This window comes from Salegentibacter sp. Hel_I_6, assembly GCF_000745315.1.
Taxonomy (GTDB): Bacteria; Bacteroidota; Bacteroidia; order Flavobacteriales; family Flavobacteriaceae; genus Salegentibacter.
In genome coordinates this window covers 4146184-4165688 of sequence record NZ_JQNQ01000001.1, presented here as the reverse complement: position 1 = coordinate 4165688, position 19505 = coordinate 4146184, and the positions used below count along the sequence as shown (strand labels likewise).

Here is a 19505-nt window from a genome sequence, read left to right as displayed (position 1 = left end):
ATGGCAGCAAATTTACTCGAAGAACCAATTTTAGATCTGGAAAGAATTCTCCAGCTAATTCCGCAAAAACCGCCTTTTGTTATGGTTGATAGTTTGCTGGAATATACCGAAAAGACAGGAACTACCGCATTTACCATTCCCGAAGATAATATTTTAGTTGAAGATGCTATTTTTTCTGAACCCGGACTTATTGAACATATGGCGCAAAGTATGTCGCTTTGGCGAGGATACCAGGGTTTTACAAGTGGATTGAACAAACCAAAAACAGGATTTATAGGAGCCATAAAAGCAGTAGAAATTATTGAACTTCCAAAGGCGGGTACCAAACTTACTACTTATGTAGAAATTCTGCAGGAATTTTTAAATGTAACTTCAGTAGGAGCCAGAACAGAAGACGAAAACGGTAATCTTTTAGCTACTTCTGAAATGAAAACCGTTACTGTAGATTAATATTAATTATGCTGGAGAAATCCTTAACCACGATAACCAAGCTTAAAGTTCGATTTCACGAATGTGATCCTTTACAAATCGTTTGGCACGGCAATTACCTTAAATATTTTGAAGAAGGACGGGAAGATTTTGGTCGCGAACACGGTATTTCCTACCTGGATGCGCAAGCCCAGGGATTTTCCACTCCAATTGTAAAATCTCTTTGCGAACATAAATTGCCATTAAAATATAGCGATGCATTTCGGGTAGAAACCACTTTTAGAAATTCTGAAGCCGCTAAAATGAATTTTATTTATAAAATTTTTAAAGGCGAAAATTTGATTTGCACCGGGGAAACGATACAGGTTTTCCTGAACGAAAATCGGGAATTAGTGTTAAATAATCCGCCGTTTTTCTTAGATTGGAAAAAGAAAATGAAGTTGCTTTAATGAAGAAACTCTACCTGTTAGATGATGCTATTATTTCTCCACTTGGTTTTTCTACGGAAGAAAATATCAAGGCAATTCGTGATGGAAAATCGGGTTTAAAACTTCAACTAAAACCAGAATTAACAGAAAATCCCTTTTATGCAGGGATTATTGATGAGAAACTTCTAACAAAAGCTTTCTCAGAAATTGGCATTTCCGAAGAATTTACCAGGCTAGAAAAGATGATTCTGCTTGCTATAAAACAGGTTTTAGATCAAAATAAAACTTTAGATGTATCTGAAACCACTTTAATAATTGCAACCACAAAGGGAAACATTGATCTTTTAAAAGACCTCGGTAATTTTCCTGAAAATCGATTGAAATTAAGTGAATTGGGAAATGTAATTGCAAAGTTTTTTGGTTTTTCCCATACACCAATTATCATTTCCAATGCCTGTATTTCTGGGGGATTAGGGCTTGCGGTGGCAAGAAGATTGGGGAGTTCGGGAAAATTCAAAAATGCAATGGTTGTGGGAGCCGATTTGGTGAGCGACTTTGTGATTTCAGGATTTAATTCTTTCCAGGCTTTGAGTCCAGAATCTTGTAAGCCTTTTTCAAAAGATCGCGATGGCATTAATTTGGGCGAAGCTGCAGCAGCAATTTTAGTGAGTACAGAAAAACCTAAAAACCAGGAAAATATTTCTTTAATTGGTGATGCTTCAGCAAATGATGCCAACCATATTTCAGGACCTTCCAGAACTGGCGAGGGTTTATATAAAAGCATTCAAAACGCACTTAAAGAAGCTTCAATTTCAGCAGAACACATCGATTTTTTATCGGCGCACGGTACGGCAACGATTTATAATGATGAAATGGAAGCGATTGCATTTCATCGTTCAGCATTAAATAAAACGCCAATTCATAGTTTAAAAGGCTTTTACGGGCATACGCTGGGCGCTTCGGCTTTGATAGAAAGTATCGTGACCAAACATAGCATGCTTAATAATGAATTATTTGGTTCAAAGAATTTTACCGGATTGGGCGTTTCAAAACCGCTAAATATTATTCAGGAAGATCAGGAAAAAGAGATCAATTATGCGTTAAAAACGGCTTCCGGTTTTGGTGGTTGTAACCTGGCCCTGGTTTTTAAAAAGGAAAAGGAATAAAATGCCAAATCAATTTTACATAGAGGATTGGGTAAGAATTAGAAATGGGAAAATTTTTAATTCAGAAAAGTTGCTTTTCGATTCTTCGGAAAAAGACCTGAATATTTTTTTGAAATCTGCATACGAGTTTTTAGACTTAAAATACCCGAAATTCCATAAAATGGACCGATTATCGAAATTGGGAATTCTGGGGAGTGAAATTATTTTTAGAAATAAAAAAGTTTTACCAGAAACGGCTTTGGTTTTTTCTAATAATGCCTCCAGCCTGGAAACCGATACCCAATTTCAGGATTCTACAAAAACATTTGCTTCTCCTTCGCTGTTTGTTTACACGCTGCCAAATATTGCTTTAGGGGAGATAAGCATTAAATATAAGCTGCAAAGTGAGAATGCTTTTTTTATAGCTGAAAAGTTTAATGCCGAATTGCTTAAAGACTATGCGGAAACATTATTGACTTCAGAGAAAGCTCCTGAAGTGCTTTGTGGCTGGTTAAACTTGCAAAATGGCGAATATGATGTATTTTTGTGCCTGGTTTCAAAGGAAAGGAACATTGTTTTTTCTGAAGAAAACCTCAAAAAAATATATTGCGCTGAAAATGAAAAACCTACAAACTGAACTTAAAGAGAGTATCATCGAGCAACTCAATTTAGAAGATATGGAACCCGCCGATATTAAAAATGACGAGCCACTTTTTGGGGATGGTGTTGGGCTGGATTCTATAGATGCGCTGGAACTGATTGTTCTTTTAGAAAAAGATTATGGCATAAAACTTACCGATCCTGCCCAGGGACGTGAAATTTTTGTCTCAATCAATCATATGGCTTCTTATATTGAAGAAAACAGAACCAAATAATTTATGAGCAAAGCAGTTGCTGTTACCGGAATGGGAATTATCTCTGCTATTGGCAACAGCACAGAAGCAAATTATAAATCTTTGGCTTCAGAAAAACAAGGAATTTCTTTCCCTGAAATTCTTAAAACTGCTCATAAAAATTTACCGGTCGGAGAAATTAAAATGTCAAATAAAGCTCTTGCCAGTTTATTGAACTTGCGCGATAATCATAGCTTTACCCGTGCTTCACTTCTTGGCGCGCTTGCGGTTAAAGAAGCTATTGAAAACGCTAAAATTAAGATCGATAAACACACCGGCTTTATCTCAGGAACCAGCGTTGGCGGAATGGATGCCACCGAAAAGTATTTTAAAGAATTTACCCACGGAAAAGTAGAAAACAAACAATTTATACGTGCGCAGCATCCAGGTTTTACTACGGAAAAAATTGCCGAATATTTTAGAATAACCGGTTTTGTAACTACTATAAGTACGGCCTGTTCCTCAGGCGCTAATGCAATTATGCTGGGAGCCAGGATGATTCAGGCGGGGAAATTAAAGCGTGTGATTGTGGGTGGAACAGATTGTCTCACAAAATTCACTTTAAATGGTTTTAACTCCCTGATGATCTTATCTGAAAATCATTGCAAACCTTTTGACCAAAACCGCAATGGTTTGAATCTAGGCGAAGGCGCTGCCTATTTGGTTTTGGAAGCCGAGAAGGAAATTAATGGCAAGCCGGTTTTAGGTAGAGTTTCGGGATATGGTAATGCTAATGATGCCTTTCACCAAACCGCTTCTTCAGAAAATGGGGAAGGGGCGTTTTTAGCAATGCAGAAGGCTTTGAAATCTGCGGGAATTTCTTCAGAAGAAATTGATTATATCAATGCCCACGGTACCGCAACCAAAAATAATGATAATGCCGAAAGTGTCGCATTAAAAAGAATTTTCAGCAATAAACTTCCAGATTTTAGTTCTACAAAGGCATTTACCGGCCATACTTTGGCGGCTGCGGGAGCTCTGGAAGCGGTTTTTAGTTTACTTTCCCTTCAACATCAACAGGTTTTTCCAAACCTTAATTTTTCTGAATCTATGGAAAGTTCAGGATTGGTTCCCGTTACAAAAATGAAGGAAAAATCAATGGAATATGTCCTTTCTAATTCCTTTGGTTTTGGAGGTAATTGTACTTCATTAATTTTCAGTAAAAATGGAGACTAAAATTTATATTAATGGAATTGGGAATATTTCGGCGCAACCTGGAGATTTACTTTCAGGAGAACCGGTTATGGTCTATAACGAAAATATCTTTCCGGCAATTTCCCCGAATTATAAGGAATTTATAAATCCTATGGCTTTAAGACGAATGTCTAAAGCGATAAAAATGGGAGTATATTCAGCAAAAATTGCTTTAAGAGATGCAAAAATTGAGATTCCAGACGCTATAATTACGGGAACCGGTGAAGGCTGTAAACAGGATACCGAAAAATTTATTGAAAATATGCTGGCGCAGGATGAAAAATTATTAACTCCAACCTCATTTATTCAATCTACCCACAATACTATTGGCGGCCAGATCGCTTTATATTTAGGCTGCAAAAATTATAATGTCACCTATACGCAAAACGCGGTTTCTTTGGAAACAGCGCTTTTAGATGCCCAAATGCAATTCAGCGAAGATCCCGAAATAAATTCGGTTTTAGTTGGAGGAGTAGATGAGATTTCTAAGAAAATTACCGCGTTTAGAAAAATTGATGGCCAGTTAAAACAGGTTCCTATTACGAATACTGATCTATTAAAAGAAGATTCCCCTGGAACAATTACTTCTGAAGGGGCTAATTTCTTTACGCTTTCAAAAAAAGCAAACGATAATTCTTACGCTGAATTTCTTGATGTTTCTATAAAGAATACAGTATCGCCCATTGAAATTAATAGTGAAGTTGAAGATTTTCTAAAGAGCAATAATTTGAATGCTAAAGATATAGATTTGGTAATTTTGGGTAAAAATGGTGATAATCGCTACGATCATTATTATCAAAACCTTCAGGAACAAATTTTTAAAAATACCTTACAATTAGGTTATAAGCATTTGGTTGGGGATTATGATACAGCTTCCGGTTACGCGATATTTTTGGCGGCTCAAATTTTAAAATCAGGTAAAATTCCAGAAATTTTGACTCTCAATAATGATGAAAATAAAGTGCCAAAGAAAATTCTAATTTACAATCAGTACCTTGGTAAAGATCACAGTTTAATCTTACTCAGTGCGGTTTAAATTTATAAATACAATAATTATACTCCTGCTTTTCGCGGGTTTGGTTTTGGCTTTTTTGGGGTGGGGGTCATTCTGGTATGTATTGGCTTTTATAATTTTCTATTTGCTATTTCTGCTCACGGTTTCTACAAATGTTCGATTTAATTTCTTCGTAAAATCATTTAGTGAGAATCAAAATATCAAAGAAAAACAAATCGCGATTACTTTTGATGACGGGCCGGTAGAGAATAGCTTGAAAATTCTTAAGGTTCTGGATAGATATAATGCAAAAGCCGGATTCTTTTGTATTGGTCAAAATATAAAAGCGAATCCCCAGATTTTTAAATCAATTATTGAAAAAGGTCATCTCGTAGGAAATCATACCTATACTCATACTAGAAAAATGGGTGCTTTAAGTGTTTCAAAAATTGTTTGGGAAATTGAAGAATGCAATAGAATTGCAGAAAAAACTGCCGGAATAAAAATGAAACTTTTTAGACCACCTTTCGGCATTGTAAGTCCGAAAACAAAAAAAGCCCTTCAAAAAACCGGGATGCGATCTATAGGCTGGAGTATTAGATCTTTTGATGCAGTACTTTCTTCAGAAGAATTGATTTTAAAGAGAGTTAAAAAACGAGTAAAACCCGGAGCTGTAATACTTTTGCACGATAATAATGCTAATACCGTTAATATACTGGAACAGTTGTTGCTATTTTTGAAAAACAATCAATATGAGGTCGTTAGGCCTGATAAATTACTGGAAATCAATGCGTATTCTTAATATCCTACTTTTGTTTTTAAGCTTAAACCTGGTTGCCCAGGAGGAGCTTTCTAAAGAAGAAATTTCTCAATTTCAGGAAGAAATGCTGCAAAAGGCAAATGAGCTTGAAACTTTAGAAGCCGATTTTATCCAAACCAAAAAGATAGAAATGATTACCGACGAAAGCATAAGTCGTGGAAAGCTATTCTATCAAAATCCTGAAAAATTAAAATGGGAATATAAAGAACCACAGGATTATAAAATTCTTTTTATTGAAGGGGAGCTGCATATAAATGATTCTGGAGATAAGAGTGTTAGAAATACCAGTTCTAATAAGCTTTTTGATAAAATCGCTAAACTTATTACCGGCAGTGTAAATGGAAAGTTATTGCTTGATAATGATAATTTTGATATTACTTATAGTCGTGAGAATAAACTTATTTCTGCTATAATAATACCGAAGGATGATAATCTTAAAGCAATGTTTGCAGAGATCCATTTATTTTTTAATGATCAGAATATTATAAAACAGGTTGATTTGATGGAAGAATCTGGAGATGCAACCATTATAGAATTCAGCAGTATTAAGATTAATGAGCGTATTGCAGATTCTGTATTTGAGCCATAAAATGCCGGTAAAAGATCAAATTCCTGAATTTTCTCTGTAATTTAGTATTACACTAACAACCAGCCAACACATGTTATTAAAGGATTTTTATTCAGTATTAAATTCTTCCGAAGAAAATGGGAAACATTTTACCCAAATAGAAATCAACAGAAAACATGATATCTATAAAGGCCATTTTCCCGGTAGGCCAGTGACTCCGGGGGTTATTCTAATGAATTTATTTAAGGAAGAGGCAGAGCGCCGCTGCGCTTGTAAGCTTCAATTTGTAAGGGGGAGTAATGTGAAATTCATGGCGGTTGTAGATCCAAATAGCGATGCTATATTAAACCTGGAAACCGAAATTATGGAAGAAGACCAGGAAATTAAATTGAAAGGAATAGCTAAAAACTCAGCTGGTATTTCCCTAAAAATCAATTCTTTTTATAAAAAAATATAATCTTAGTACTTAGAATATTGTGCTTTGCTTTTTAATTATACTTTTGCAATTAAAGCCATTTTAGTTTGAATAAACAGCCAATATATCAGTCCAGGTTTGAAGCTTTAAATTGTTGTATCCTTATACCTACCTACAACAATGAGAAAACTTTGGGCAGTGTTTTACAGGATTTACAGCTTTATACCACAAATTTGCTGGTTATAAATGATGGTTCTACCGATGCCACAGAAAATATTTTAAAAGACTTTTCTGAAATAAATATTCATCATTTTGAAGAAAATAAGGGAAAAGGAAAAGCTTTAAAACACGGTTTTAAACTGGCTGAGGATCTAGGTTATGACTATGCTATTACCATAGATTCAGATGGGCAACATTACCCCGATGATCTGGAAGTTTTTCTTACTCATTTAGAAGAAAAAAGCCCGGATTCTGAAATTTTACTGGTAGGAGATCGAAATATGGGGCAGGATGGTATTCCGGGAAAAAGTACTACCGGAAATAAATTTTCTAACTTTTGGTTTTTAGTGGTTACCGGCACCCAACTAACAGATACTCAAAGTGGTTACCGGCTTTATCCGTTAAAAGTTGTAAACCAGATCAAGCTATATACCAATAAATTTGAACTCGAAATCGAAATTATTGTAAAAGCCGCCTGGCGCAAAGTAAAAGTGAGAAATGTACCTATTAAAGTATTTTATGAAGAAAATAGGGTAACTCATTTCAGACCGTTTTGGGATATCACGCGAATCACTATACTTTATATATGGTTTGTTTTAGTAAGTTTTTTCTATATCCATCCTCGGGATACTTACCAGGATTTTAGGAAGAAAGGTTTTAAACGATTTTGGAAAGAAAATATAATTAAAAGCCAGGAACCGGCACATAAAAAATCTGCTGCTATTGCACTTGGTGTTTTTGTGGGAATTTTACCATTTTGGGGTTTGCATACTTTAATAGTTTTTAGTTTGGCAGCAATGTTTAAACTTAATAAAGTAGTAGCTTTTCTCTTTAGTAATATTAGTATTCCGCCATTAATCCCCTTTATTATTTACGCAAGTTATCAGGCTGGATCTTTATTAACCGGTCGCGGACTCGCATGGGAATTAAGACCTGAAGATTTTGATTCTACCGCCGATATTTTCCTGGGTTTATGGCAGTATATAATTGGTAGTTTTGCCCTGGCAGGAATTGCGGCACTGCTGCTATGGATTGTGTTTTATTTCTTATTTTCGGTCACAAACCAAAAACAGGTGATAAAACCTTAAATGCATAACTTTTTCCTAAAGCTTTACAATTTTTTCCGAAGACAAAAAGCGATTGGCTTTTTAGTGTTGGGGCTTTTTATTCTTGCTGGAAGCTATTTTTCCAGTAAGATTCAACTGGAAGAAGATATTACTAAATTAATTCCATCGGGCCAAAAGCAGGATGCTTTACGCAAGGTTTTGGATAATACCGAGTTTTCAGATAAACTCATTATCGCGCTTTCTTCGGAAAAGAAAAATCCCGATAAATTAACTGCTTACGCCACTCAACTTACCGATTCTTTAAACCAAAAATTGCCTGAATATATTGCTAAAATTCAGGGAGAGATCCCTGATGAGGGCATTTTAGAGGTTTATGATTTTGTATATTCAAACCTGCCGTTATTCCTTAATTCCCAGAATTATCAAGAAATTGATTCCCGACTTCCGAAAGACAGTATTCAACGTAGGTTACAAAGTTCCTACAAAGATTTAATTTCGCCCACCGGTTTTGTAACCAAGCAATTCCTTTTTAAAGATCCTCTTTCAATTACCAATTTGGGACTTGAAAAGTTGCAGGAACTCCAGGTAGACGATCAATTTAAAATTCATGATAATTATCTGCTCACCAAAGATGAAAAGCATTTACTGCTCTTTATAACTCCTGAATATCCTGCTTCAGAAACCAAAAATAACGAGGTTTTTATTGAACGACTAGATAAAATTATTTTGGGGCTAAACGAGAATTCTGAAGTCAAGGCAGATTATTTTGGCGGCGTTTTATATGCCATAGCGAATGCAAAACAAATTAAAAAAGACATTCAGCTAACTTTAAGTATTGCCTTTTCTATTTTATTGATCCTGCTAATTTTATATTACCGCCGGGTCTATGTACCTTTATTATTATTTCTTCCTAGCTTATTGGGTGCACTAACCGCAATTTCCCTGCTGTATTTTATTAAAGGGAGTGTTTCTGCAATTTCCCTGGGAATAGGAGCAATCTTACTGGGAATAAGCCTGGATTATGCCCTGCATATTCTTACCCATTTTAGAAATAATGCTAATGTAAAAATGCTTTATAAGGAAGTTAGCAAGCCTATATTAATGAGTAGTTTTACTACGGCTATCGCTTTTTTATGTTTGCTTTTCTTAGAAAGTGAGGCGTTAAACGACCTTGGGATCTTTGCTGCGATAAGCGTTATATCAGCTTCTGTATTTGCTTTAATTATTATTCCACAGTTTTATAAGCCTCCTCATAATAAAGAAATTCAAAAGGCTAATTGGATTGATAATTTGGCTGGAAATCGCTTTTATCAGAATAAATATTTAGTTGCTTTTGTTATTTTTCTATTTCTAGGCGGAATATTCTTCTTCACTAAAGTACAATTCAATGAAGATCTTTCGCAACTTAATTATGAACCAGAACAAATAAAAAAAACTGAAGAAAAAATAAAACAAATTTCTGGTGAAGCGTCAAATATCACTTACCTGGTGTCTTATGGAAATAATATAGACGAAGCCCTTGAAAAAAATAATATACTGTACCAGCAACTTAAAGAACTGGAGGAAGAAGGTAAAATTAAAAGTTTTAGTAGCATTGGTGGGGTAGTACTTTCTACCGATAAGCAGCTTGAAAGAATTGAAACCTGGGAAGAGTTCTGGACTCAATCTAAAAAAGATTCTCTTAAAAGCAACCTAATTAAAGAATCAGCGAAACTAGGTTTTAAAGAAAAAAGCTTTAATCGTTTCTATAAACAACTAAATAAAGATTTTAATGCGATTTTCCTGGATGATTATCGAAACGTAAACACACTATATTTAGACGATTTCATCAATAAAAGTCCGGGGTTTTCTACGGTTACAAGTACATTAAGTTTTGATAAATCCCAACCTGAAATTCTACAAAAACTGGAAGAGGAGCAAGGTATTATCGCAATAGATAGAAAACAGATGAACCAGGATTTTCTTGGCGGATTAAAGACTGAATTCAATCAACTTATTTTATTTTCTTTAATTGCTGTTTTTATCTTTCTCTTGATTTTTTATCAAAGTCTGTTATTAAGTTTACTCACTTTACTGCCTATTGCCATCACCTGGATAATTACCCTGGCGATTATGGCTATTTTCAGGATAGAATTTAATATCCTGAATATTATTATCTCAACATTTATTTTTGGTTTGGGGCTGGATTATAGCATCTTTATCACCAATGCCTGCCTCAAGGAATACGAAACAGGAAAACCGGCATTAAAAACATATCAGGCTTCCATCTTATTGTCGGTGCTCACTACTTTATTGGGAATTGGCGCCCTTGTGTTCGCAAAGCATCCTGCGCTTCAGTCGGTTTCAGTGGTTTCGGTGATTGGAGTGCTAACTGCAGTTATCGTTGCTTTTGTAATTCAGACAAAAATTTTCGATCTATTATTTTTCCGAAGAAAAAAGGAACAAAAAGCTCCATTTAGTTTTTCTGCTTTAATGCATAAATCCGGAAGTAAGGAGAAGCTTTATTTAAACAAGGCCGTTTTAGAAAATTATAGGTATAAAACAGTTTTTTCTAAAGCGAAAAAGGAATTTGTACAAAACAGGGAACGCTTTTTAAAGGTTTCAGGCTTTTTGAACCCCGGGGAAAAAGTATTTATGCTTAATTCCAGATTTGGACTTCTACCCGTATTTTTAAGCCTTAAGAATCCGGAAAATGAATTCTTTGTTTTTGATTTAAATGAAAAAAGTAGAAATATTTCAAATAATACCTTTAAAAGCAATGCTGAAAATCTTGCAATTAGTGAAAATTGGCCCGAAGATCTAAAGCCATATGCTGTTTTTATTATCAGTAAAAAACCCACTACTGAAATCGCTTCTAACCTAAAAGAAAATATTTCAAGGTATGCTGAAAAAGTAATTATTTTAACTACAGAATATGAAAACAGGTGGTTAATTGATCTGAATTTTGAGATTATCTATCGTCAAAATAATATCCTGGTCTTTAAAAAAATGGATTAAGTGAAATTTTTTCTTATCAAAATATCGGCCCTTATCGGCTTTCTTTTTCTCCTAAATTCCTGCGGAGTAAAACGATCTATGCAGGATCGTCCCGATATTTCAGGGATTAAAAAAATTGATATCAGTAGAACAAAACATAGCGAGACGCATTATAGCATTGGTAAGAATTCGCTTTACAAAAACAAATATGGTATTTGGGAACTTTATATTGAAGGTGATGCGCTGGAACGTGGCGTAATTAGCGGAAGCTTAACCCGGGAGTTGATGCATAAACAGGAAACTGCATTTATGGAGAAAATTTATGAACTTGTTCCCGGCACCGGATACCGAAATTTCTTAAAAAAAACAGTCGCCTGGTTTAACCGTAAAATGTATTTGCACGTTCCGGAAGAATATAAACAGGAAATTTACGGCACTTCGCTTTTTGGATTAGAAAAGTATAATGAATTCGCTCCGGCCTATATAAGAATGCTCTATTTTCATGGTGCGCACGATATTGGTCACGCCTTGCAGGATTTAATGTTGGTGGGATGTACTTCTTTTGCTGCCTGGGATGATAAAACAGAAGATGGTCAACTGCTGTTGGGCAGGAATTTCGACTTTTATGCGGGCGATGAGTTTGCCGAAGAAAAGATTGCGGCTTTTGTTAATCCTGATAAAGGGCATAAGTTTATGATGTACACCTGGGCGGGAATGATTGGCTCTGTGAGTGGTTTAAATGAAAAGGGCATCAGTGTAACGATAAACGCCGGGAAAAGTAAAATTCCGTTGCAGGCCAAAACTCCAATTAGTTTGGTTGCCCGTGAAATTCTCCAATATGCATCCTCAACTACAGAAGCGATAGAGATCGCTAAAAAACGTGAAGTTTTTGTTTCGGAATCTATTATGGTGGGCAGTGCTAAAGAGCGGAGGGCTATCTTAATTGAAGTAGCTCCGGGAAATTTTGGAGTTTATGAGGTTGAAAATTCTAATGAGTTAGTGTGCAGTAACCACTTTCAAAGTAAAGCTTATGCGGAAGATAATCGCAACTTAAAAGCCATTAAGGAAAGTCATACACAATATAGATTTGATAAAATGCAGGAATTACTTTCTGAAAAAGAAAAATTAAACCCAAACAAAGCTGCTGAAATATTAAGGGATAAAGAAGGTTTGGAAGACGCTAAGCTGGGAATGGGAAATGAAATGGCCATAAATCAACTACTGGCACATCACGGAATAATTTTCAAACCTGAAGAAAATAAAGTTTGGATATCGGCTAATCCTTATCAATTGGGTGCTTTTGTAGCCTATGATTTAGATGTAGCTTTTACAAAGTTTGAAGCTGGAAATGTTTCAGGAAGTGTTATGCTTGCTGAAGAAACCATTGCAGAAGATCCTTTTGTAAATACTGAAACGTATAAAAATTATGAAAAATACCGAAAATTAAATGGAAAAATCACTGAAGCTATTTCTAAAGGAAAAGAAGTTTCAGAAGATGAAATTAAGCGATTAAAGTATTTAAACCCTTATTTCTGGGAAGTTTATAAAATTGCCGGTGATTACTATTTTCAGCAAAAGGAATTTAAAAAAGCGGTGATCAATTATAAGCAGGCGAAAAGGAGGGAAGTAACCACTTTACCGGATGAAGAATACTTAGATAAAATGATTAAAAAATCTTACCGGAAAATCTAAATGACTAATTTCTACGATATAAATAAGAATGAAGAAATGCTGAAAAAACAGCTAAGTTATGCTTTTGCAAATTCTCCATTTTATAAAAAGCGTTTTGCAGATTATAAAATTGATATTGAAGCAATTCAGTCTTATGAGGAATTCAGAAAGATCCCGATTACTACTAAAGAGGATTTACAACTTGATAACGAAGAATTTATAGCGGTTCCTAAAGATGAAATTATAGATTATGTGACTACTTCAGGAACTTTAGGCAATCCTGTTAGTTTTGCATTAAACAATCTAGATCTGGATAGATTGGCTGAAAACGAGCGCCAATCTTTTGAAATGGTTGGGGTAAAAAAATCCAGTGTGGTGCAACTTACCACCACTTTAGACCGTAGGTTTATGGCCGGGATGGCTTATTTTTTAGGCTTACGAAAACTAGGCGCCGGGATTGTAAGAACCGGTAGTGGATTGCCGGGATTGCAGTGGGAATCTATAGAAAGATTTCAACCTGACTTTCTCGTTGCAGTTCCTTCATTTTTGTTGAAGATGATTGATTTTGCCAACCAAAATGGAATTGATTACAAAAACTCTTCCATTAAAGCTGCTGTTTGTATTGGTGAACCTTTGCGAAACCCAGATTTCAGTTTGAATTCTATAGGAGAAAAATTAAAGGATGTATGGGATATAGAGTTATTTTCTACCTATGCCAGCACCGAAATGGGGACCGCTTTTACCGAGTGTGAATTCCATAAGGGAAATCATAGCTTACCCGATTTGATCTTTGCAGAAGTTTTAGATGAAAATAAAAACCCGGTAGAACCCGGTGAAATTGGGGAATTAGTGGTCACACCTTTACAAACCCAAACAATGCCTTTAGTGAGATTTGCTACTGGAGATATGGTGAAATTTTATGGGGAATATTGTGATTGTGGTAGAAAGTCATTGAGAATTAGTACTCCTGTTGGGCGTAAAAAGCAAATGATAAAACTGAAAGGAACTACCCTTTATCCGCAGCAAATCATCAATTTACTTACCTCGTTTCAATCTCTGAAAATATTTGTTATTGAAGCAAGTTTAAATGAAAATCAAACCGATGAAATCCTGATAAGAATTCCGAATGATTTTACTGAAACCCGTGAGCTTCAGGAGCATTTACAATCTGGATTAAAAGTGAAAGTCAAATTAGAAAAAACTTCCGTAGAAAAAATAGAAAAACTAAAATTTCCCAGAGAAAGTAGAAAACCAAAGCTTTTCCACGATTATCGGTAAGCTTAAATAATCTTCTTTATTACGCGTAGTTGATGGGTATGTCTTTTTAATTCTGCGTTAAAAATTCCTGAGTGATCAATGCGATCAATACGAACTTTACCATCTACGTGAATAATATAATTATCGTTCATCATAATACCTACGTGATCTATTATTCCTTCTTTATCATCAAAAAAGGCAAGATCTCCGGCTTCACTTTCTTCAATAAAACTAAGTGGTTCGCCCTGTTTAGCCTGATCGGCTGAATTTCTATTTAATTTATAGCCGTTTAGCTTATAGACCATTTGTGTAAGTCCGCTGCAATCAATTCCCAGCGGTGATTTCCCGCCCCAGGCATAGGGGCTGTTTAAATAGAGTAGTGCAGTTTTTACAATTTCCATCTTAGGTTTCTCTCCCGAAACTGAATGTCCCTCAAAATGATGGTTCAATAAACCGGTAGCATTGAGCGAAGCGCCAATAGGGATAGTAATAAGATGCCCGTTATGATCGGTCACAAAATCAAAAAGATCTGCAGAATATTTTGGAGTAGCCTGGTCTAACTGGAAGTAAGTTTCTTCCGGAATTTTAAGTAATTGTTTATTTGAGATCCAGGCCTCAAAATTATCGAATGCAACACGAATCCTGCTCCATTGAGCACGTTCTTCAAGTATTTTAAAATGTTCTCCATAAAGAACCTGAGAGACCATTTCGCTATTATTAGATGTGGTTTCGCGAAGTGGCACAATGCTTAGGGGGCAAATTCCGTATTGCATTCAATAAAAAATATAAAATTAAGAGTTTCGCTCTATTACCATTGCAGATGCACCGCCACCGCCATTACAAATTGCGGCCGCACCTAATTTAGCATTATTTTGCTGCAGTACATTTAATAGAGTAATTAGAATTCTTACTCCGCTACAACCCAGTGGGTGACCAAGAGAAACAGCACCACCGTGAACATTGGTGATCTCGTCGCTAATTCCCAAAATCTTCATATTGGCCAGTCCAACTACAGAGAAAGCTTCGTTAAATTCAAAGAAATCTATGTCGTTTTGAGCAATACCTGCGTTTTTAAGAGCTAAAGGCAAAGCTTTGGCTGGAGCAGTAGTAAACCATTTTGGTTCCTGTGCGGCATCAGCAAAACCTTTAATGCTTGCCAGGATCTCTACACCTAATTCTTCAGCTTTTGCACGGCTCATTAAAACCACGGCACCAGCACCATCGTTAATAGTAGAAGCATTTGCAGCAGTTACAGTTCCGTCTTTACTAAACGCGGGACGAAGTGAGGTTATTTTATCCATTCTCACATTCTTAAATTCCTCGTCTTCTTTTACCACTAAAGGATCTCCTTTTCGCTGTGGAACTTCAACCGGTACAACTTCATTGTCGAATTTACCATCTGCCCAGGCCTGAGCAGAACGTTCGTAAGATTTAATGGCAAATGCATCCTGATCTTCTCTGGAGAATTGATGTTCGGTAGCACAAAGATCGGCACAAACACCCATCGCATTATGGTCGTAAGCATCTACCAAACCATCTTTTTGCATCCCGTCTTCCATTTTTGCAGGCCCAAATTTCTGACCTTTTCTATGGTATAAATAATGCGGAATCAAACTCATATTTTCCATTCCACCGGCAACAACTATAGAATTTTGTCCCAGCATAATAGATTGTGCGCCTTGCATAACGGCTTTCATCCCGCTGGCACATACCTTATTTACAGTTGTACATGGAACGGTATCTGGAATTCCGGCTTTTAAAGCAGCCTGTCTTGCAGGTGCCTGGCCAACACCGGCCTGCACTACATTTCCCATTAAGACTTCCTGTACAAGTTCAGGTTTTAAATTAATTTTATTTAGAGCTCCTTTGATGGCAACAGCACCAAGATCGGTAGCTTCTACGGTAGATAAGCTACCTAAAAAACTTCCAATTGGAGTCCTTGCGGCGCTTACAATTACTACTTCGTTATTCATCATTTATGTTTTAGTTATTTCTACTTTTGCGAATTTAGTGATTTTAAAAGGAACTTAGCAAGAGCGCTTATTCGGCCGCTATTTTTTAGTACATTTGAGCAATAGCACGATTTATATGAAGAAATTCGTAAATAACCTGTATAAAAATCAGGCGTTATTTTACAAGGTATTTTTATTTGCGCTTACTGCGGTGCTAATTGTTTACCTGCTTCCCAAAGGCGGAAATTTTAAATATGAAATTCCTAAAGGAAAACCCTGGCAGTATGAAAATCTTTACGCACCTTTTGATTTCGCTATATTAAAATCTGAAGAAGAAATCCAGAAAGAGCGACAAAGCATAATTAATAATCACACTCCGTATTTTCAGTTTAATAAGGATATTCCCAGTCAGGTAGAAGCGGAGGTGCCAGAAGTTGTGCAGGAAGTATTCCCGGATAGTATTCTTACTAACCGAGCAATTCAAATTATAGGATTTGTAAATGAAACCCTGGAAGAAGTTTACGAATTCGGATTATTACAGGCAAATAACCGCCTGGATGAAAATCAACTTGTTTACTTGCGCAAAGGAAATGAAGCCTTTGAAATTTCTTATAAAGATATTCTAAAACAAGATGAAGTAAGAAATTTTCTGAATTCTGAAATTGAAAATTCTAATCTTTCAATTTTTGAAAATGAACTGCTGGATATTTTCTTCACCTTAATAGAACCTAATGTAAGTTTTGATAGCGCTTTTACTCAAAAAGAATTGGAAAGTAAACTGAGCAATATCTCTTATACCCGTGGTAATATTGAACAGGGAAGTAGGGTGATTGCCCGTGGAGAAGTTGTGGAGGGAAATAAATATAATATTCTTAGATCACTAAAAAACGAATACGAATCGCAGGTTTGGAGTGCAAGTAATTATAAATGGATAATTGTAGGCTATAGCGTTCTGGTTGCCCTTGCGCTTTTAATGCTGCTTTTATTTATTAAAAAATACCGGGAAGAAATCTTTGATAATAATGTAAAGGTCACTTTCATTTTCTTCAATATTCTCTTTATGGTGTTACTCACTAAATTAGTGGTTAATTTCAATATAGACTACGTTTATGTGGTGCCATTGTGTATTTTACCCCTAACACTAAAAGCGTTTTTTGATGCTCGTTTGGGAATGTTTACTCACGTAATTACAGTTTTACTACTTGGTTTTATTGTACCCAATAGTTATGAATATATGTTTCTGCAAATTATAGCCGGAATTGTAACCATTCTTACAGTTTCTGAACTTTATAAGCGTGCAAACCTTTTTATTTCGGTAGGACAAATTACTTTGGTATATATTATTTCTTATTTCGCTTTTACGGTTATCCAGGAAGGAAACATCGCCGATGTGGAAGGGGAAGTCTTGCTTACTTTTCTTTTGGGAGGCTTGGCTACATTATTCGTTCAGCCTCTAATTTATATCTATGAGAAGATCTTCGGGATGGTTTCAGATATGTCTTTACTGGAACTTTCAGATACCAATTCAAAATTGCTGAAAGAGCTTTCAGAAAAAGCTCCTGGAACTTTTCACCATTCTTTAAACGTAGCGAATTTAGCGGAAGCTGCAGCCAATGAAATTGGAGCTAATGCCATGTTAGTAAGGGTAGGAGCACTTTACCATGATATTGGTAAAATGAAAAATCCCACTTATTTTTCTGAAAATCAAACTTCGGCAGTGAATTCACACGATGAATTAGCACCACGGGAAAGCGCCCAAATTATTACTGACCACGTAATTAATGGGATTGAAATTGCTAAAAAACATAACCTCCCAGATAGGGTTATAGACTTTATTAGAACTCACCATGGGACAACCACGGTTTATTTCTTTTATATGAAAGAAAAGGAAAATAATGAAAATGCTATAGCAGAAGATTTTATGTATCCTGGGCCTATTCCTTTTAGTAAGGAAACCGCAATATTAATGATGTGCGATAGTGTAGAGGCTGCCAGTAAAAGTTTAAAGGAGCCTACCGCGGGGGTAATAGATAATTTTGTAGAAAAAATTATTAATAAACAAATGAAGGATGAGCAATTCCTTAATTCTAATATTACTTTTAAGGAAATACAAGTGGTGAAAAAAATCCTTAAACGTAAGCTTAAGAATATTTTTCACCTTAGGGTAGAATATCCAGAATAAGTTTTAACCTACTGCAGTGATTTTTACTTCTTCGTCATTAAAGCTAAAAGTATCGCCCTCTTTTTTACCTTCCATTTCTTTATAAATTGGGGCTTTAGTTGAAATTGCATAAACACTGCTTCCATCTTCCATAGAAATTTCACCTATAGGCACAGAAACGAAATAATAATTTCCAGAGGTTTCTACAACGCTTCCAAAATTAATTACTTCGCTATAATGCTCAGTATCTATTCTACTTAACTCCTCTTTCATTTCACGGGCATCGCTTAAACGACCTGCATATTTCTCAAAATCGCTCAAAAGCTCTCCTTTATTATCCTCGTCATAATCTGTTTTTATATCATTAGCTTCCATAGACTCTTTAATAAGGTCCATTTCCTTTTGATACCTTTCAATTTTTTGATTTACTGCATCTAAACAATTTAGATAAAGCTCTTTTTTATTACTTACCATAGTATTTTTATTGATTTTTTTAAAATTAAATAACCTAAGCAGGCTACAAGAATATTTAGCAAAAGTTTAATAAGCTCTATCAATTTACATATAAGCCTATAAGCTTATAAAAGCTTATTATAAGCCTGTAAACTTATAAATATATAATATAAGCTTATAGACTAATATTTTTATTATATTTGGAATATGATAGCCGTAATTACAGCCGATTTAGTAGATTCTTCAAATTATTCTGAAGTATTTTTAGATGAGATTCTAAAGAATCTAAATTCAGAATTTGAAAAATTAAAACAGGATTACCCCGAAAGTGAAATTGATTTTGAAATTTATCGTGGTGACAGCTTCCAGGGTGTGGTTTCAAAATTTCAGGATTCATTAAAAATAGCTTTACAAATAAAAAGTCTTATTAATAAAGTTAGGGCAAAAGATCAAAAAAATGCCAGTAGTTTGGCCGATGTAAAAATGGCCATTGGCATTGGTAATTTTGATTATAAAGGAGATTCTATAGCCGAGTCTAATGGGCAGGCTTTTCAATTTTCAGGAAGAACTTTGGACGAGATGAAGGGTAATTCAAGAAAAATTCGGTTAAAAACACCTTTAGAAAATTTAAATGCTGAATTTGAAGCGAGTTTATTTCTATTAGATGCCGTGATGGAAAAATGGAGCCAGGCTTCTGCTGAAGTGGTTTATTTTCTGCTAAAAGGAATGAAAGAAACAGAGATCGCCGAAATATTGAAAATAAGTCAGTCGGCAGTTAATCAACGTAAAAAGGCTTGTGCCTGGGAAGCAATTTCGGTATTGCTTAAGCGTTTTGAAAATATAACTGCCCAAAGTTTTTAATT

19 protein-coding genes are annotated in these 19505 nt (G+C 35.3%); 16 read left to right on the top strand and 3 right to left on the bottom strand.

Translation table 11 applies throughout. The annotated features are described in order from the left end of the window. The 14 genes from FG27_RS18355 to FG27_RS18290 all read left to right on the top strand — a co-directional run bounded on the left by FG27_RS18355 (position 1) and on the right by FG27_RS18290 (position 14097). A complete protein-coding gene (locus tag FG27_RS18355; RefSeq protein WP_037321767.1) occupies positions 1 to 450 on the top strand; it encodes a hypothetical protein in 450 nt (149 codons plus the stop codon). An 8-nt stretch (positions 451 to 458) separates the two neighbouring features. Then, entirely contained in the window at positions 459 to 878 is a 420-nt protein-coding gene (locus FG27_RS18350) for a thioesterase family protein (protein ID WP_037321765.1), read from the top strand. Beyond that, entirely contained in the window at positions 878 to 2023 is a 1146-nt protein-coding gene (locus FG27_RS18345) for a beta-ketoacyl synthase N-terminal-like domain-containing protein (RefSeq protein ID WP_037322487.1), read from the top strand. The genes FG27_RS18350 and FG27_RS18345 overlap by 1 nt, the downstream gene beginning before the upstream one ends. 1 nt (position 2024) lies before the next feature. Further along, on the top strand, positions 2025 to 2639 hold the full coding sequence (locus FG27_RS18340) for a hypothetical protein (protein WP_037321763.1): 615 nt from the start codon (positions 2025 to 2027) through the stop codon (positions 2637 to 2639). Then, complete coding sequence (locus FG27_RS18335) at positions 2620 to 2877, top strand: phosphopantetheine-binding protein (RefSeq protein ID WP_037321761.1); 258 nt, start codon at positions 2620 to 2622, stop codon at positions 2875 to 2877. The genes FG27_RS18340 and FG27_RS18335 overlap by 20 nt, the downstream gene beginning before the upstream one ends. A gap of 3 nt (positions 2878 to 2880) precedes the next feature. Continuing rightward, entirely contained in the window at positions 2881 to 4071 is a 1191-nt protein-coding gene (locus FG27_RS18330) for a beta-ketoacyl synthase (protein ID WP_037321759.1), read from the top strand. Continuing rightward, positions 4061 to 5125 (top strand): beta-ketoacyl synthase chain length factor, encoded by a 1065-nt coding sequence (locus tag FG27_RS18325; RefSeq protein ID WP_037321757.1) that lies wholly within the window; start codon positions 4061 to 4063, stop codon positions 5123 to 5125. Before FG27_RS18330 ends, FG27_RS18325 begins: the two co-directional genes overlap by 11 nt. 103 nt (positions 5126 to 5228) lie before the next feature. Beyond that, the gene (locus tag FG27_RS18320; protein WP_231563363.1) at positions 5229 to 5885 is read left to right on the top strand and encodes a polysaccharide deacetylase family protein; all 657 of its coding nucleotides are present in this window, start codon (positions 5229 to 5231) and stop codon (positions 5883 to 5885) included. Beyond that, complete coding sequence (locus FG27_RS18315) at positions 5872 to 6492, top strand: outer membrane lipoprotein carrier protein LolA (protein WP_037321752.1); 621 nt, start codon at positions 5872 to 5874, stop codon at positions 6490 to 6492. The genes FG27_RS18320 and FG27_RS18315 overlap by 14 nt, the downstream gene beginning before the upstream one ends. A 70-nt stretch (positions 6493 to 6562) precedes the next feature. Beyond that, positions 6563 to 6928 carry a hydroxymyristoyl-ACP dehydratase gene (locus FG27_RS18310; RefSeq protein WP_037321749.1) on the top strand — a complete coding sequence of 122 codons (366 nt, stop codon included), beginning with the start codon at positions 6563 to 6565 and terminating at the stop codon, positions 6926 to 6928. 65 nt (positions 6929 to 6993) lie between these two features. After that, positions 6994 to 8193, top strand: a complete 1200-nt coding sequence (locus tag FG27_RS18305) for a DUF2062 domain-containing protein (RefSeq protein WP_037321746.1) — start codon at positions 6994 to 6996, stop codon at positions 8191 to 8193. Further along, the gene (locus FG27_RS18300) at positions 8194 to 11169 is read left to right on the top strand and encodes an MMPL family transporter (protein ID WP_037321743.1); all 2976 of its coding nucleotides are present in this window, start codon (positions 8194 to 8196) and stop codon (positions 11167 to 11169) included. Continuing rightward, positions 11170 to 12840 carry a C45 family peptidase gene (locus FG27_RS18295; protein WP_051935929.1) on the top strand — a complete coding sequence of 557 codons (1671 nt, stop codon included), beginning with the start codon at positions 11170 to 11172 and terminating at the stop codon, positions 12838 to 12840. Further along, a complete protein-coding gene (locus FG27_RS18290) occupies positions 12841 to 14097 on the top strand; it encodes a phenylacetate--CoA ligase family protein (protein WP_037321740.1) in 1257 nt (418 codons plus the stop codon). It begins immediately after the preceding gene. 2 nt (positions 14098 to 14099) lie between these two features. Here the strand turns inward: FG27_RS18290 and FG27_RS18285 are convergent, their stop codons facing one another. Both FG27_RS18285 and FG27_RS18280 read right to left on the bottom strand, forming a co-directional pair. Beyond that, positions 14100 to 14849, bottom strand: coding sequence for a C40 family peptidase (locus FG27_RS18285; RefSeq protein WP_037321738.1), 750 nt, complete (start codon positions 14847 to 14849; stop codon positions 14100 to 14102). An 18-nt stretch (positions 14850 to 14867) separates the two neighbouring features. Next, positions 14868 to 16049 (bottom strand): acetyl-CoA C-acyltransferase, encoded by a 1182-nt coding sequence (locus FG27_RS18280; RefSeq protein WP_037322484.1) that lies wholly within the window; start codon positions 16047 to 16049, stop codon positions 14868 to 14870. A gap of 115 nt (positions 16050 to 16164) precedes the next feature. Between FG27_RS18280 and FG27_RS18275 the strand changes: the two genes are divergently transcribed. After that, on the top strand, positions 16165 to 18210 hold the full coding sequence (locus FG27_RS18275; RefSeq protein ID WP_037321735.1) for an HD family phosphohydrolase: 2046 nt from the start codon (positions 16165 to 16167) through the stop codon (positions 18208 to 18210). 3 nt (positions 18211 to 18213) lie between these two features. On the opposite strand, the gene FG27_RS18270 is transcribed toward FG27_RS18275, so the two are convergent. Continuing rightward, positions 18214 to 18663, bottom strand: a complete 450-nt coding sequence (locus tag FG27_RS18270; RefSeq protein ID WP_037321732.1) for a transcription elongation factor — start codon at positions 18661 to 18663, stop codon at positions 18214 to 18216. Between the two features lie 186 nt (positions 18664 to 18849). On the opposite strand from FG27_RS18270, the gene FG27_RS18265 reads away from it, so the two are divergent. Then, entirely contained in the window at positions 18850 to 19503 is a 654-nt protein-coding gene (locus tag FG27_RS18265) for a hypothetical protein (protein ID WP_037321729.1), read from the top strand. The last annotated feature ends 2 nt before the right edge of the window (positions 19504 to 19505 follow it).

Excerpts from the sequence above, each read along its gene's own strand:
- FG27_RS18355 (WP_037321767.1), top strand. The coding sequence starts at position 1 with ATGGCAGCAAATTTACTCGAAGAACCAATTTTAGATCTGGAAAGAATT.
- FG27_RS18350 (WP_037321765.1), top strand. The coding sequence starts at position 459 with ATGCTGGAGAAATCCTTAACCACGATAACCAAGCTTAAAGTTCGATTT.
- FG27_RS18345 (WP_037322487.1), top strand. The coding sequence starts at position 878 with ATGAAGAAACTCTACCTGTTAGATGATGCTATTATTTCTCCACTTGGT.
- FG27_RS18340 (WP_037321763.1), top strand. The coding sequence starts at position 2,025 with ATGCCAAATCAATTTTACATAGAGGATTGGGTAAGAATTAGAAATGGG.
- FG27_RS18335 (WP_037321761.1), top strand. The coding sequence starts at position 2,620 with ATGAAAAACCTACAAACTGAACTTAAAGAGAGTATCATCGAGCAACTC.
- FG27_RS18330 (WP_037321759.1), top strand. The coding sequence starts at position 2,881 with ATGAGCAAAGCAGTTGCTGTTACCGGAATGGGAATTATCTCTGCTATT.
- FG27_RS18325 (WP_037321757.1), top strand. The coding sequence starts at position 4,061 with ATGGAGACTAAAATTTATATTAATGGAATTGGGAATATTTCGGCGCAA.
- FG27_RS18315 (WP_037321752.1), top strand. The coding sequence starts at position 5,872 with ATGCGTATTCTTAATATCCTACTTTTGTTTTTAAGCTTAAACCTGGTT.
- FG27_RS18310 (WP_037321749.1), top strand. The coding sequence starts at position 6,563 with ATGTTATTAAAGGATTTTTATTCAGTATTAAATTCTTCCGAAGAAAAT.
- FG27_RS18300 (WP_037321743.1), top strand. The coding sequence starts at position 8,194 with ATGCATAACTTTTTCCTAAAGCTTTACAATTTTTTCCGAAGACAAAAA.
- FG27_RS18290 (WP_037321740.1), top strand. The coding sequence starts at position 12,841 with ATGACTAATTTCTACGATATAAATAAGAATGAAGAAATGCTGAAAAAA.
- FG27_RS18285 (WP_037321738.1), bottom strand. The coding sequence starts at position 14,849 with ATGCAATACGGAATTTGCCCCCTAAGCATTGTGCCACTTCGCGAAACC.
- FG27_RS18280 (WP_037322484.1), bottom strand. The coding sequence starts at position 16,049 with ATGAATAACGAAGTAGTAATTGTAAGCGCCGCAAGGACTCCAATTGGA.
- FG27_RS18275 (WP_037321735.1), top strand. The coding sequence starts at position 16,165 with ATGAAGAAATTCGTAAATAACCTGTATAAAAATCAGGCGTTATTTTAC.
- FG27_RS18270 (WP_037321732.1), bottom strand. The coding sequence starts at position 18,663 with ATGGTAAGTAATAAAAAAGAGCTTTATCTAAATTGTTTAGATGCAGTA.
- FG27_RS18265 (WP_037321729.1), top strand. The coding sequence starts at position 18,850 with ATGATAGCCGTAATTACAGCCGATTTAGTAGATTCTTCAAATTATTCT.